Origin of the sequence: Pseudomonas sp. LPH60, from assembly GCF_030718165.1 — a bacterium.
Taxonomy (GTDB): Bacteria; Pseudomonadota; Gammaproteobacteria; order Pseudomonadales; family Pseudomonadaceae; genus Aquipseudomonas; species Aquipseudomonas danubii.
The window spans coordinates 473,978-487,060 of the sequence record NZ_JAVAJH010000003.1 but is presented as its reverse complement, the minus strand read 5'-3'; the positions used below and the strand labels follow the sequence as shown (position 1 = coordinate 487,060).

General features: G+C 57.6%; 14 protein-coding genes and 1 pseudogene. 7 read left to right on the top strand and 8 right to left on the bottom strand.

All coding sequences use genetic code 11. The features are described 5' to 3' along the window. Window positions 1–32: 32 nt before the first annotated feature. Window positions 33–2,624, bottom strand: coding sequence for a glycosyltransferase (locus Q8O96_RS12690; protein WP_250329140.1), 2,592 nt, complete (start codon window positions 2,622–2,624; stop codon window positions 33–35). 211 nt (window positions 2,625–2,835) lie between these two features. On the opposite strand from Q8O96_RS12690, the gene tcdA reads away from it, so the two are divergent. Then, window positions 2,836–3,651, top strand: a complete 816-nt coding sequence (gene tcdA / locus Q8O96_RS12685; RefSeq protein ID WP_082729180.1) for a tRNA cyclic N6-threonylcarbamoyladenosine(37) synthase TcdA — start codon at window positions 2,836–2,838, stop codon at window positions 3,649–3,651. Window positions 3,652–3,774: 123 nt separating this feature from the next. On the opposite strand, the gene Q8O96_RS12680 is transcribed toward tcdA, so the two are convergent. From Q8O96_RS12680 to Q8O96_RS12665, 4 genes are all read right to left on the bottom strand, one after another. Continuing rightward, a complete protein-coding gene (locus Q8O96_RS12680) occupies window positions 3,775–4,185 on the bottom strand; it encodes a SufE family protein (protein WP_102861356.1) in 411 nt (136 codons plus the stop codon). Next, window positions 4,182–5,387, bottom strand: coding sequence for an aminotransferase class V-fold PLP-dependent enzyme (locus tag Q8O96_RS12675; protein ID WP_305948900.1), 1,206 nt, complete (start codon window positions 5,385–5,387; stop codon window positions 4,182–4,184). The genes Q8O96_RS12680 and Q8O96_RS12675 overlap by 4 nt, the downstream gene beginning before the upstream one ends. Before the next feature lie 239 nt (window positions 5,388–5,626). Continuing rightward, window positions 5,627–6,661 carry a 2,3,4,5-tetrahydropyridine-2,6-dicarboxylate N-succinyltransferase gene (gene dapD / locus Q8O96_RS12670; RefSeq protein ID WP_102861358.1) on the bottom strand — a complete coding sequence of 345 codons (1,035 nt, stop codon included), beginning with the start codon at window positions 6,659–6,661 and terminating at the stop codon, window positions 5,627–5,629. Window positions 6,662–6,694: 33 nt separating this feature from the next. Further along, entirely contained in the window at window positions 6,695–7,057 is a 363-nt protein-coding gene (locus Q8O96_RS12665; RefSeq protein WP_102861359.1) for an ArsC family reductase, read from the bottom strand. A 237-nt stretch (window positions 7,058–7,294) separates the two neighbouring features. Between Q8O96_RS12665 and Q8O96_RS12660 the strand changes: the two are divergent. After that, window positions 7,295–7,744, top strand: a pseudogene (locus tag Q8O96_RS12660) (cation:proton antiporter); the annotation flags it as partial. 199 nt (window positions 7,745–7,943) lie between these two features. Here Q8O96_RS12660 and Q8O96_RS12655 read toward each other — a convergent pair. After that, complete coding sequence (locus Q8O96_RS12655) at window positions 7,944–8,405, bottom strand: helix-turn-helix domain-containing protein (RefSeq protein WP_305948899.1); 462 nt, start codon at window positions 8,403–8,405, stop codon at window positions 7,944–7,946. Window positions 8,406–8,533: 128 nt separating this feature from the next. Between Q8O96_RS12655 and Q8O96_RS12650 the strand changes: the two genes are divergently transcribed. From Q8O96_RS12650 to Q8O96_RS31255, 5 genes are all read left to right on the top strand, one after another. Further along, a complete protein-coding gene (locus Q8O96_RS12650; protein ID WP_305948898.1) occupies window positions 8,534–8,929 on the top strand; it encodes a hypothetical protein in 396 nt (131 codons plus the stop codon). Between the two features lie 54 nt (window positions 8,930–8,983). Continuing rightward, a complete protein-coding gene (locus tag Q8O96_RS12645; RefSeq protein ID WP_371826176.1) occupies window positions 8,984–9,430 on the top strand; it encodes a hypothetical protein in 447 nt (148 codons plus the stop codon). Between the two features lie 90 nt (window positions 9,431–9,520). After that, complete coding sequence (locus Q8O96_RS12640; RefSeq protein ID WP_305948896.1) at window positions 9,521–9,904, top strand: hypothetical protein; 384 nt, start codon at window positions 9,521–9,523, stop codon at window positions 9,902–9,904. A 48-nt stretch (window positions 9,905–9,952) separates the two neighbouring features. Then, complete coding sequence (locus Q8O96_RS12635; protein ID WP_305948895.1) at window positions 9,953–10,105, top strand: hypothetical protein; 153 nt, start codon at window positions 9,953–9,955, stop codon at window positions 10,103–10,105. A gap of 245 nt (window positions 10,106–10,350) precedes the next feature. Next, window positions 10,351–10,713, top strand: a complete 363-nt coding sequence (locus Q8O96_RS31255) for a collagen-like protein (protein ID WP_371826175.1) — start codon at window positions 10,351–10,353, stop codon at window positions 10,711–10,713. 465 nt (window positions 10,714–11,178) lie between these two features. On the opposite strand, the gene Q8O96_RS12630 is transcribed toward Q8O96_RS31255, so the two are convergent. Both Q8O96_RS12630 and Q8O96_RS12625 read right to left on the bottom strand, forming a co-directional pair. Continuing rightward, a complete protein-coding gene (locus tag Q8O96_RS12630) occupies window positions 11,179–11,514 on the bottom strand; it encodes a hypothetical protein (protein ID WP_305948894.1) in 336 nt (111 codons plus the stop codon). A 281-nt stretch (window positions 11,515–11,795) separates the two neighbouring features. After that, window positions 11,796–12,890: a hypothetical protein gene (locus Q8O96_RS12625; protein WP_305948893.1), complete on the bottom strand. Its 1,095-nt coding sequence runs from the start codon at window positions 12,888–12,890 to the stop codon at window positions 11,796–11,798. Between the last annotated feature and the right edge of the window lie 193 nt (window positions 12,891–13,083).

Sequence of the window (13,083 nt, the reverse complement as noted above, 5' to 3'; positions counted from 1 at the left end):
CCTGAGGCCGCCGTTTAGTGCTTTGCATCGATTTAGGCGGCTGGAGCCGGCTCGGGGTGTTCCGCAGGTTTTGGCAGTGACGACAGGAACGCCATGATCAGTGCCGCCACATAGGGCAGCGACTGCACCAGAAGCATGGTCACCCAGAAGCGCATGTCGTTGCTGGGCAGGCCCTGCACCAGGAAGATCCCCAGCGCCGCGCCCCACAACAGCAGCATGATGAACAACTCTTCCCGGGCTTCCGAGATGGCTACCCAGAAGCCGTGGTTGTCGGCGTTCTTCGGGGTGCGGAAGAACGGGATGCTGCTGGTGAAGAAGCCGTACAGCACCGCCTTGGCGATGGTGTGGGACAAGGCCAGGCCGGCCAGGGCCGCGCAGAACGCATCCTTGAGGTTGACCCCCACGGCCCGGCGGTAGAGGAAGATGATCTTGCCGACCTTGAACACGAACAGCGCCAGCGGCGGGATCGCGAAGATCAGCAGCGGCGGGTCGACCCGTTGCGGCACGATGATCATCGCCGCCGACCACAGCAGGGCGCCGACGGTGAAGAAAATGTTCATGCCGTCCGCCACCCACGGCAGCCAACCCGCCAGGAAGTGGTAGCGCTGGCCACGGGTCAGCTCGGTGTCCTTGCCACGCAGCAGGCTGGCGGTGTGGCGCTTGATGATCTGGATCGCGCCATAGGCCCAGCGGAAGCGCTGCTTCTTGAAGTCGATGAAGGTGTCGGGCATCAGGCCCTTGCCGTAGCTTTCGTGGTGGTACGCCGCCGACAGGCCTTTCTCGAACACGCGCAGGCCCAGCTCGGCGTCTTCGCAGATGCACCAGTCGGCCCAGCCGAGTTCTTCCAGCACCGAACGCCGGGTCATGGTCATGGTGCCGTGCTGGATGATCGCGTCACGGTCGTTGCGGGTGACCATGCCGATATGGAAGAAGCCCTTGTACTCCGCGTAGCAGAGCTTCTTGAAGGTGCTTTCGTTCTGGTCACGGTAGTCCTGGGGCGACTGCACGATGGCGATCTTCGGATCGGCGAAGTGCGGCACCATGTGCTTGAGCCAGTTGCGGTCGACGCAGTAGTCGGAGTCAATCACCGCAATCACTTCGGCATCCTTGGCGGTGTGCGGCAGCAGGTAGTTCAGCGCACCGCCCTTGAAACCGGCCAATGGCGCGACGTGGAAGAACTTGAAGCGCGGGCCCAGGGTCTCGCAATAGGCCTGCACCGGCTCCCAGACCGCCGGATCCTTGGTGTTGTTGTCGATGATCAGGACTTCGAAGTCCGGGTAATCGAGGTTGGCCAGGGCATTGAGGGTCTGTTTGACCATCTCCGGCGGCTCGTTGTAGCACGGCACGTGGATCGAGACTTTCGGCCGGTAGCTGGAGTCGCCTTCCACCGGCAGGAACTCGCGCCGCCGCTTGTGGATCCACACCGCCTCGGCCAGCTCATGGGCCTCGGTGAGCAGCACGATGAACACCCCCAGCGCACCGAGCGCGAGGAGAAAGCCCACGGTCAGGCTGAACCAGGTGCTGTATTGCTGGCTGTAGTCGTAGCCGATCCACACCAGCACCGAACCGCAGAGGAAGGCGATGAAGGTCAGGAAGGTGCGGCCACGCTGGCGCAGGGCCGAGCCGTCGATCATCAGCAGGGTCAGCGACAGCAGCGCCAGCACCACCGAGCCGATGGCCAGCACCCGCCATTGCGGGATCGCCACTACCGGGCCTTCGAAGTTGAATTTCTGCTGGCGCGCGGCGTTAAACACGCCCCAGTAGGCGCCCACCGAACCTTCGTCGCTGGCCTTCCACGGCTGGTCGAAGGCTTCGATGACGAAGTAGTTGTAGCCCTGGCGGTTGAGCTTGTTGACCAGGGTGCGCAGGTAGATCGCCTGGTCCGCCGGACTGGCGTCGGCGCCACCGCGCATGCGGCCGTTGCTCGGCCAGCCCACTTCGGACAGCAGCAGCGGCTTTTTCGGGAACATCTTCTTCAGGTCGCGGGCGCGATCGAGGACGAACTGCTCGGCCTTGTCCACCGGGATGAACTCCCAGTACGGCAGGATGTGCGCGGCGATCAGGTCGACGTGCTTGGCCAGCTCCGGGTGTTCCTCCCAGACGTGCCACTGTTCCGAGGTGGTGACCGGGACTTTCACCGCAGCGCGGACCCGGTCGAGAATCACCGACAACTGGTCGGCGGTGATTTCCTTGCGGAAGATCGCTTCGTTGCCCACCACTACCCGCACCACGCTACGCGAGCTGTTGGCCAGTTCGATGGCGCGCATGATTTCCCGCTCGTTGCGCTCCAGGTCCGGGCTGATCCAGATCCCCAGGGTCACGCGCAGGCCGAACTCTTCCGCCAGCTTGGGAATATCCTGCAGGCTGCCGTCCACCGAATAGGTACGGATGTTGTCGGTCAGCTTGCTCATGATCTCCAGGTCACGACGCATTTCATCGTCGGACGGGTACTGCTCCTTCTGCGGGAACTGGCCCTGCTGGAAAGGCGAGTAGGAAAAACCGGAGATCTGTTCCGGCCAGTCGGGGGCCGAGACCGGGCGATTGATCAGCGCCCAGAAACCAGTGAACAGCGCGGCAATGGCCAGCACTATCACCAGATTGAGTCCAAATTTACGCGATGACATAGCTATTTCGGGTTCCAAAAGGTGTGGAACGAGGGAAGGGTTGGCAGGCGCCAAACGGCGGGCATCCTACACCGGCCCTCAACTGAGCGTACAGCGCACAGAGGAAAGCCAGACCTTGGGCACTGTATTCGGGTTTAAGTTCTTTACTTGTAGCTTCAAGGTTAAAACTTGTCGCCTTGAGGCCCTATAATGCGCGCCGGTTTTTTAGGTGATGGTCATGAGTACAGAAGATCCACGGTTTGCCGGCGTCGCCCGTTTGTATGGCATTGAAGGCCTGGAGCGGCTGCGGGCGGCCCATGTGGCGATCGTTGGCGTCGGCGGAGTCGGTTCCTGGGCGGCGGAAGCTATCGCCCGCTGCGGGGTGGGCGAGATCTCGCTGTTCGACCTCGACGATGTCTGCGTCAGCAACAGCAACCGGCAACTGCATGCCCTGGACAGCACCGTGGGCAAGCCCAAGGTCGAGGTCATGGCCGAGCGCCTGCGCGGCATCAATCCGGACTGCCGCGTGCATGCGGTGGCGGATTTCGTCACCCGCGAGACCATGGCCGAATACATCACCCCGAACATCGACTGCGTGATCGACTGCATCGATAGCGTGAATGCCAAGGCGGCGCTGATCGCCTGGTGCAAGCGGCGCAAGATCCAGATCATCACCACCGGCGGCGCCGGCGGGCAGATCGACCCGACGCTGATCCAGGTCTGCGACCTGAACCGCACCTTCAACGATCCATTGGCCTCCAAAGTGCGCTCCACGTTGCGCCGCGACTATGGTTTCTCGCGCACCGTGACCCGGCATTACAGCGTGCCCTGCGTGTTTTCTACTGAGCAACTGCGTTATCCGAAACCCGATGGCAGCATCTGCCTGCAGAAGAGCTTTGTCGGCGACGGGGTCAAGCTCGACTGCGCCGGCGGTTTTGGCGCGGTGATGATGGTGACCGCGACCTTTGGCATGGTGGCCGCGACCAAGGCGGTGGACAAGATCGTTGCCGGCGTGCGCCGCCCCTCGGAACGCAGCAAACCCTTGTAGCCGCTGCCGCAGGCTGCGAGCGGCCCGGCGGGCCGTGGGGGCTTGAGGCCGCTAGGGGGCTGGCGGGAGATCGCCAGGCAAGGTCCTGCGGACCTTTTCGCAGCCTCGCAGGCTCGGCAGCGGCTACAGGGCGCCGGCCAGTTCGTTCATGCGTTGCAAGACGGCGTTCAGGCCATTGCTGCGCGACGGCGAGAGCTGGCGCGACAGGCCCAGTTGGTTGAACCAGTCCGCCAGGTCCACTTCCTGCAATTGCTGCACCGTCAGGCCGTTGACCCGGGCCAGCAGCAAGGCCACCAAACCGCGAATCAGCCGTGCGTCGCTGGCGGCGGCAAACTGCCAATGACCATTGTCCAGGGCCGCCACCAGCCAGACCTGGCTTTCACAGCCATGGACTCGATTGGCGTCTACCTTGTCGTCCTCGCTCAGGGGCGGCAGGCGCTCGCCCCATTGCATCAGCAGGCGGGCCCGTTGTTCCCAGCCGGCAGCCCCCTGGAAAACTTCAAGGGCGGCTACCGCGTCCGCCGGCAGGCTCATCGCAGCAACTCCAGGGCCTGATCCAGGGCTTCGAAGAAACGCTCCAAGTCTTCGGAGTCGTTGTACAGCGCCAGGGATACGCGAATCGCCCCGGCGAGGCCGAAGCTTTTCATCAGCGGCATGGCGCAATGATGACCGGCCCGCACGGCAATGCCCTGTTCGGTCAGCAGGTGGGCCAGGTCGGCGTTGTGCACGCCATCGACGACGAAGCTGACCAGAGCCAGTTGCGGCGTGCCCAGCAGGCGGATGCCATTGCGTGCCTGCAAGCCCTGCAGCAGATAGGCATGCAGCGCGGCTTCGTGCGTGGCCACTGCCTGCTGATCCAGGCCAGCAAGGTAATCCAGGGTCGCCCCCAGGCCAATGACTCCGGCGATCGGCGGGGTGCCGGCCTCGAATCCCAGGGGCGCCGGGCGAAAGCTGGCGTGCTGGTAGTCGGCGTCCTGGACCATTTCTCCGCCGAACTGCCAATGACGCAGGTGCTTGAGCGCGGCATGACGGCCGAACAGCACGCCGACGCCGTCCGGACCATAGAGTTTATGGCTGGAGAACACATAGAAGTCGCAGCCCAGGGCCTGCACATCGTGACGGCCATGGACCACGCCCTGGGCGCCGTCGATCACCGTCAGTGCGCCCTGGGCCTTGGCCATGGCCAGCAGTGGCGTCAAGGGTTGCCAGGCGCCGAGCACATTGGACAACTGGCTCACTGCCAGCAGGCGAGTGCGAGGGCCAATCAGACGGCTTGCCGCATCAATATCGATCAGTCCGTCGGCATCCAGGGGCAGGATCAGCAGCTTGAGGTCGCGACGTAGGGCCAACTGTTGCCAGGGCAGCAGGTTGGCATGGTGTTCAAGGGCGCTGATGACGATCTCATCGCCGCTTTCAAATTGCTGCTCCAGGCCATAAGCCAGGAGATTCAGCGCACTGGTGGCGCCGTGGGTGAAGATGATCTGTCCGCTGTCACCGGCACTGAGCCATTGGCCGACCTTGCTGCGACTGTCCTCGAAGGCCTGGGTGGCATGGGCGCCGGGCAGGTGCTGCGCGCGATGCACATTGGCCGCGCCATTGGCGTAGTAGTGGGCCAGGGCGTCCAGCAGGGCTTGGGGTTTTTGCGTGGTGGCGGCGTTGTCCAGGTAGGTCTGGTCCTGGCGATGTAGGGCGGCGATGGCCGGGAAGTCGGCGCGCCAGGGGGAGGTTACAAGCATGGTGGCAGAACTCGTTTGAACAGGCCGGGCGCCGATGATAAGCGCCCGGCAGGTTCCGATGAAACCGAATCTCTGCTTCGGCGCTGCAGGAAAACTGCCTGCGCTTCGAGCATTCGGCGCGCTGGGCGCCTTCGGCGTTACGCAGAAGCAGGCTCGGAAGGCTCATGTAGGTCCCTACACTGCGCTTCCTCGCCTGCTTTTGCCTGCCTGATCGTTGCTCGGCGAGTTTTCCTACAGGCCTAGTTGTGAGCGTGCAGCGCTTCGTTCAGCTCGATGGCCGACTTGTGGGTCTTGCACTCCACGGCGCCGGTTTCCGAGTTGCGGCGGAACAGCAGGTCCGGCTGGCCAGCCAGTTCACGGGCCTTGAGCACCTTGACCAGCTGGTTGTTTTCGTCCAGCAGCGCCACCTTGGTGCCAGCGGTCACGTACAGACCCGACTCCACGGTGTTGCGGTCGCCCAGGGGAATGCCGATACCGGCGTTGGCGCCGATCAGGCAGCCTTCGCCGACCTTGATCACGATGTTGCCGCCACCCGACAGGGTGCCCATGGTGGAGCAGCCGCCACCCAGGTCCGAACCTTTGCCGACGAACACGCCCGCCGACACACGGCCTTCGATCATGCCCGGGCCTTCGGTGCCGGCGTTGAAGTTGACGAAGCCTTCGTGCATCACGGTGGTGCCTTCGCCGATGTAGGCGCCCAGGCGAATCCGCGCGCTGTCAGCGATACGCACGCCGCTCGGCACCACGTAGTCGGTCATTTTCGGGAACTTGTCCACCGAGAACACTTCCAGCAGCTCGCCGCGCAGGCGGGCTTCCAGTTGCCGCTCGGCCAACTCGCCCAGATCGATGGCGCCCTGGCTGGTCCAGGCCACGTTCGGCAGCAGGGGGAACACCCCGGCCAGGCTCAGGCCATGTGGCTTGACCAAACGGTGGGACAGCAGGTGCAGCTTCAGGTAAGCCTCTGGGGTGGAGGTCAATTGAGCGTCTTCGGCCAGCAGGGTGGCTACCAGCGGCTTGTGGCTTTCGGCCAGGCGGGTCAGCAGGGCAGCCTGGGTGGCGTCGATGCCTTTCAGCGCGTCGGCCATTTGCGCGGCCTGGGCGGTGGTGAAGGTGATGGCCTGGTTGCCTTCGCTGTAGCCGAGGATCGGTGCGACAGCGGCAACGATTTCGGCGGCAGGATTGAGCAGTGGCGATGCGTAGAACACTTCCAGCCAGGCGCCTTGACGATTTTGGGTGCCGACACCGAATGCCAGGCTGAACAGAGTAGTGGACATGCAGTTACCTCTTGCGAAATAGAGTGAGCAGGCTTACTTGAGCGCCGCTGCGTAAAGGTCTGGCTTGAAGCCAATCAGGGTCTTGTCTCCGAGGTCGAGCACCGGGCGCTTGATCATCGAAGGTTGCGCGAGCATCAGTTCAACGGCTTTCGCCTGGTCGAGATCGGCTTTGCTTTCGTCATCGAGTTTGCGAAAGGTTGTGCCCGCGCGGTTCAACACCACCTGCCAGCCGTGCTCGTTGCACCACTGGTTCAGGTGCTCACGGTCAATGCCGGAGGTTTTGTAATCATGGAAGTCATAGCTGACAGCGTGTTCATCGAGCCAGGTGCGCGCCTTTTTCATGGTGTCACAGGCTTTGATGCCGAAAAGGTGCAACGTTTTGCTTGAAGCGGTCAAGGAATTGCCCCCTTTGGAGATGCTGGAGATGAAAGGTCACGGATTATGCCACGACCGCAGCGCTTCAGCGTCGGCCTGAAATCGGCTTTGTCGCAGGTTGTTGCATGGCAGGTCATGGGGCTTGCGACTTTTGTGCAGCGGTCAGTACCGAGTTTAAGCGGCTAATATGGCACTTCGTCGGCGATTCTCAGCTGAGATGCGTACGATTTTTCCTGTTGAGCCTTGGATTTTCGCTTTATGCAAACCGCCTATACCGTCCTCATCCTGCTGATGCTGGTGAGTCTTTCGCGACTGGTCGGACGGGTGATTCCGCTGCCCTTGCCTCTGGTACAGATCGCCGCCGGAGCCCTGTTGGCCTGGCCGACCCTGGGTTTGCATGTGGCCCTGGACCCGGAATTGTTTCTTTTCCTGTTCCTGCCGCCGTTGCTGTTTTCCGACGGTTGGCGCATGCCCAAGCGCGAGTTCTGGCGCTTGCGTGGCCCGATCCTGACCCTGGCGGTGGGCCTGGTGCTGTTCACCGTGGTCGGGGCCGGGTATTTCATTCATTGGCTGCTGCCGACCATCCCGTTGCCGGTGGCTTTCGCCCTGGCCGCGGTGCTGTCGCCCACCGACGCCGTCGCGGTGTCGGCCATTTCCCAGAACCGCCTGCCAACCCCGCTGATGCACATGCTCCAGGGCGAGAGTCTTTACCGCCTATGTAACCTATGGACAGACACCACCAAACCCCCGGTTTACTTGAGTCTGGTGTAAAGGAGGAGTGTCCATCTCGTCGCAGCTGTGAATGGACACGATCAATATCCGCTTAATTAATTGCTGATTAGGCTAGAGAGCTCCGACATAAGCTAGGGGCGGATCGCGTCTCGGCAAGTAACGCTGAGAGCAGATATCAGTCACTCAACTTCTGCCGCCACAATCGACGCACCGTCGACTCTGGAATCCCCAGCTGCCTCGAAGCCTCGGCTTGGCTAAAGCCGGCCACTTTCAGCTCCTGAACAGCCACCCATCTCTTCCTTGCATCCGATACGTTTAAGCGCGTTGTCGTCTGCGGCCCTGCAGGTAATGGCGCGTCGGCCAGACCCAATGCCTCTATCTCAGCCAGAGAAGCAAGGAGTGTCTCCCGTGGCGAGCTTTGATCGTAGGAAGCCATCGTCAGAGCGAGAAGCGTTGTGGGGCTCACCCCTAGTGCTGCTGCCAATGCATAACTTGTGTCTACCGATACAGAGCTCTTCGCTAGCTCAACCTTGCTGACGGTTCTCTGATCCACACCCCCCGACATACCGGCCTGAGATAGCCCTTTCCGAATACGCAGCAATTGCAGCACTGCCGCGAAGGAATAGCGGAGCGACATTACAGATCCCCAAAAACCGTAAGTTATGCCGTGTTTGCCTGCCGCCAAACAAACGTCTATAGTTGTGTTTGTGGCGGTTTAGCTGCAAATCTAGTAATTTGAGGATATTGCCGAGTGGGTATGCATTGATGGAAAGCTCTTTGGACGGCAGCCTGCTGGGCGATCCCGCTGTCAGCTTGATGGGTTCTGGTTTGGGTCTCGAAGCCGTGATGGCTGCTGCTAGAAAACGCTACAAATGGATGCCCCTCTGCGCCGTGCAGGAGTGGATTATCCTAGACGCCATCGTCACAGACGAAGAGCGAGCGAAAGTAACCGCTGCAGGCTGCCAGCCAATGTTCATGTTTGCCCACAAAGTTGTGGACGATGAGCAGAGGCGTTTCGAACCAGGCCATTGGGTGAGGTCGAGTATGGGTACTGCGTTCAACGACGGCTTTCTGTTCGAAACTCGGAATAGCGTCTACGTGTTGCTTGGGCCAGGCCATCGTAAGTCTGCTTCTATCGAAGCGATTTTTTCCCTCTTCTGATTACCCACCGGTTCTGCTGAGCAACTGACGTGCTCCAGCAGCTTGAGGCGACACATGTTCAGAACCTTAGACAACGACCTGATAGGCGTCCCAGGAATGTTCGGGGAGGGCGTGTCCCATTGGCGCGGAGTCTCAAGGCTGCTCCGAACTCCTTGGTATCACTTAACCCTTAGCGTCGAAAACGAGGGTCGGCTCAGCGAGTGCGCGTTGATGATTGACGACACCCACCAGCTTCAAAAAATGTTGGTAAGCCAAGGTGCGGATTTAGCTATCACCGAGATTATGGCTGTGACGCCATCTTGGATGAATAAGTCTGGAGGCTGGCAGATGGAGCGGTTAACCAGAGTAACCGTAGGTGAGGACAGGTCTGGTTCTGAGGTTTGTTTGCTGGAAGTAGCTAAGGGGGCGGTGTATCACACCTCACACCAGCGAGACTTCCAGATTGAAGCGCTGGCCAACCTGAGGCCTGTCTTTCTCTCAAACATGATTCGATCAGCCTGAAATTTACCAAGAATCCCCCACGGTACCAGCGCGCCTGGTTGCGTGTGCAATTCTTGGTAACTCCATACAGACCGCAACCGGAGCGCAATGATGCTCGACACCATTGATGTCAATTTTCACGGAAAGCGCCATACAGATTTTGATCTCAAGCGAATTATAAAAGCTCAGGAGCAAGGCTTTGATGTGCCGGTTACCGCTTACCTTTGCGGAGTATCTATCAGGGCGCGCGCAGGCATCGGTGTGGTGTTTGGCCACAAGCGCAAAGACCAGTACGGTCGGTATGGCGATGGTCATCTGATCCGTACATCTGACGTTTTGAAAGTCGAACGCGAGGGCAGATTTTGGGTTATGACAACCTTGAATTCGCGTTATGTGCTCGCTACGTTCCAGCGGAACAATGGACGTGCAAGCCTTCGCCAGTATCTGCGACTTTCTAATGGTCAGCATCATCTGTCACCGCACCTTCTGCAATAAAGACGTGCCTACCGTTACCGGACTATGCCTGAAGGATCCGGAGATTGTATGTCCAGCATGTTCATGAGATCGGTCGAAACGACCTATGTCGCATTAGGGGTCTATAAAGGGTACGACAGAGCTGGCCTTTTCATCGTCGTGCGAGACTTCGATCTCGATGCATTTGTAGGTCAGGCCAAGGTTGTTCTTAAGGAGCCATGAAAAGCGTCGGAGCTCCTCGCTATCAGATAACCCGGCCTACGTTGAAGGTTCAGTGCTTTGACTGAAATCGCCTAAGCTTCGAAGAGTTCGCCAATAATGACGCGAAAATGAAGGTTTAGCTTGAGCGGCTCCGGCCTGCAGTCACCGGTAAAGAGCGGCCCACTCGCTACCTCCAAGCATGGACTTGAGCGAACCATCCAAAACACTACAAAACTATTAGTTCATCCGATACAAAAGGAAGCTATATGGAATTTACTTTTTACGACCGAAACGGACGACCTTATTGCTATTGTCAGGATGAGGAGCACCTTTATACCTTTGGAGGGCAGCCGGTTGCTTATCTGCATGATGAGTCGGTTTACTCGTTCTCCGGGCGACACTTAGGTTGGTTTCTGAACGGTTGGATATACGATTCAAGTGGTCATCCTCTTCTTTTTTCTGAACACGCCACTGGCGGGCCCGGGAAGCCAGGACGAGCTGGTAGACCTGGGAAAGCAGGAAGGGCTGGACGTCCCGGTAAGGGCGGTCGCGCAGGGCGTCCGGGGCGTCCCGGCTTAAGCGGAAGCTGGTCTACTGTCACAGTAGAATCATTCTTCAGTGGCATCTAACCATTGTCCAAATCATTCGCTATATTTACAGGGGCCGGCTAATGCTATCCCTTGTAGAGTTTTTTGATCCGAATCTGTTTCAGCTGATCGATTGGTATTGTCCCTGAATAGTCGGCCACTATTTCCCGCCTACGTAGAATGCCGTCAGCTTATCCCGGCCCGCTATCTAGCCTCGACCGTCCACAATTGATCTGCCTTAGTCATGTATCCAAAACCACTGGGGTCAAATCTAGAGGTCGCGAGCATCGGAAGCACTGCAACAGTGCAACGTTTTATGATTGGCTTTGGGCCCAAAAACAAAATTATGCTGGTTTGCCAGACTTACCCACAAGTGACGGGCTGTTCGTCGACAATGCCACCGAGTTGATTCAGATAGAGAACAGAATGAAGAGGGGGCTTGCTCGCGAGATATAAAATATCTTCCTAAGCAAACGACGTGATAACTCATGAGCCCAGATACATTTTCTACATCGATTTAACCGATAACACTTCCACGTACTTGTACTTCTTCCGGGCAGCCTTCACAGCCTCCTGCTCGGCAAGCAACGAGCTCAACGTATCAGCCTCGTGAATCAACTCGATCATTTTTCCCTCAAACTCGTTTCCAACACGTAACGTGACCCTTAGCCTGGGCGTAAATGCTTTCGCCACTTTCTTCTTCACTTGGGGAGCTTCTGCTGGCTTTGTAGGTACTATTTTTGGCTCAGGCTCCTGTGCTTGAGGCGCAGACACCTGGTCTTCGGGCTGAGGCGTACCGAATAGGGCACGACGCATTTCTTCTTCAGTTAATTCAGAGCTCATAGAACATCTCAAAGGGGGGGGGGTAGGGTTTTACTATCAGGTCGAAGAGCGCGAGGATTTCGTTATTCACGAAAACTTCAATTTATTTGTTTTTCTTTAGAGACTTCTGACTTGGCCGCCATCGTTGCGCTGGATAGCAGAAAACGACCGGGCCGTGACCCTGCTAATTTTTGCTAAGCATCAGTGGGTACTAGCTGTCAGTGCCTATTGCTTCAGCCTTCGAAATTTTCCATAGATAGGTCATAGGTAGCATCACCGGAGTTAGCTTCGCAGAGACGTAGTTATTCGCTGAAAACGAACTTTCGGTAGTCCTCAGTGAAATGCATAATTCCTAGCTCAGATCCAAAATGCCTAGCAGTGCTGATGTCAGGATAAATTTTATCCCAAATTGTAATGATCTCTCTAGAGTACAACTTGAATTCGGGGCGCTGTAAAAAACCTTTTACAAATAGGTGGATAGTCTCTTCCGTTCCTGTCGATCTCTTGTAGTTGCAAAAGAATGATCCTAGGTCTGCTGCTTGCTTTGTCATGCTGACCAATCTATTGCGACCCCTGTCAAAGCCGGTTGCTTTTAAAAGTATTTCGGAAAATTCATAAATGTGGGGTGCCGCAACCTCTAGTCTATAGATGGGGTTAGGGTGAGAGCCCGTTACAGGGATTTCAGCGCAGGCAGTAGATCCCGCATTGAACCTGTAAAAAATGCAAGCCAGGCTGCATGTCAGAAGGTATACGTTACCAATAAATACTTCAGCACCATCGCTTTCGTCTACCAGCGGCCCCCTCAGAAAGTGTTGGGCGGACGCCATTAAACATTGGGTAGTGGCCTCAAAATCAGCGGCTAGCTCTGTTGCATGAGAAATCGAGGCCTGTAGACCAGTTAAGATGTTAGCGGCATGAGCATCCAGCTCTTGGATGGTGTATTTGTCCGGGGTTGGGGAACCTCTAACTCTCCCATGTTCTTGCATGAGGTGTCCAAGCTCATGAAAATAAACCCAAGTCAATGAGGCAAGAAACATGTTGTTGATACAGTCATCTAAAGTGAAACATTCAGGTAATGGGTCGGTTGCGTTATCTCCGAAGGTCGTGTTGATGAGGTGTTCTGTCTGGCTATCGAGCGCGAATGTGCAAAAGCCCTCTGCATCGCGGTAAAGAATACGAGCGAGTTCGTAATGCAAAAAGATTTTGTGTTGAGGCGGGCCGCCAACAAATGTTTTAGATTCCGCCCATGCATTGAATTTTGGTGCGGTTGCCCAACCGAATGACAAAGTGCCATTCAATCTTTTATAAAGTCCATTTGACATTTTTTCTGTTATGTCAGTAAGAACTCTGTTCGCTAGTTCATAAATTTCATGGTCTGTCCGGCTCAGCAAAATCAACTCATCCTTTTAATAATTACTTCTTATTTAGTTGTCACCGTACTTTGTAAAAATAGTTACGGTGGCAGAGGGTTTTTTCGAAGAAATCAAGAAAAGCCGGTCACCGCATGAGGTACATATCGGGCCTCTAGGCGTTTTGATTTCATCGTCGGTTAACATCATCTCCAGCGCTGCAATTGTGTCTCCAGTTAAG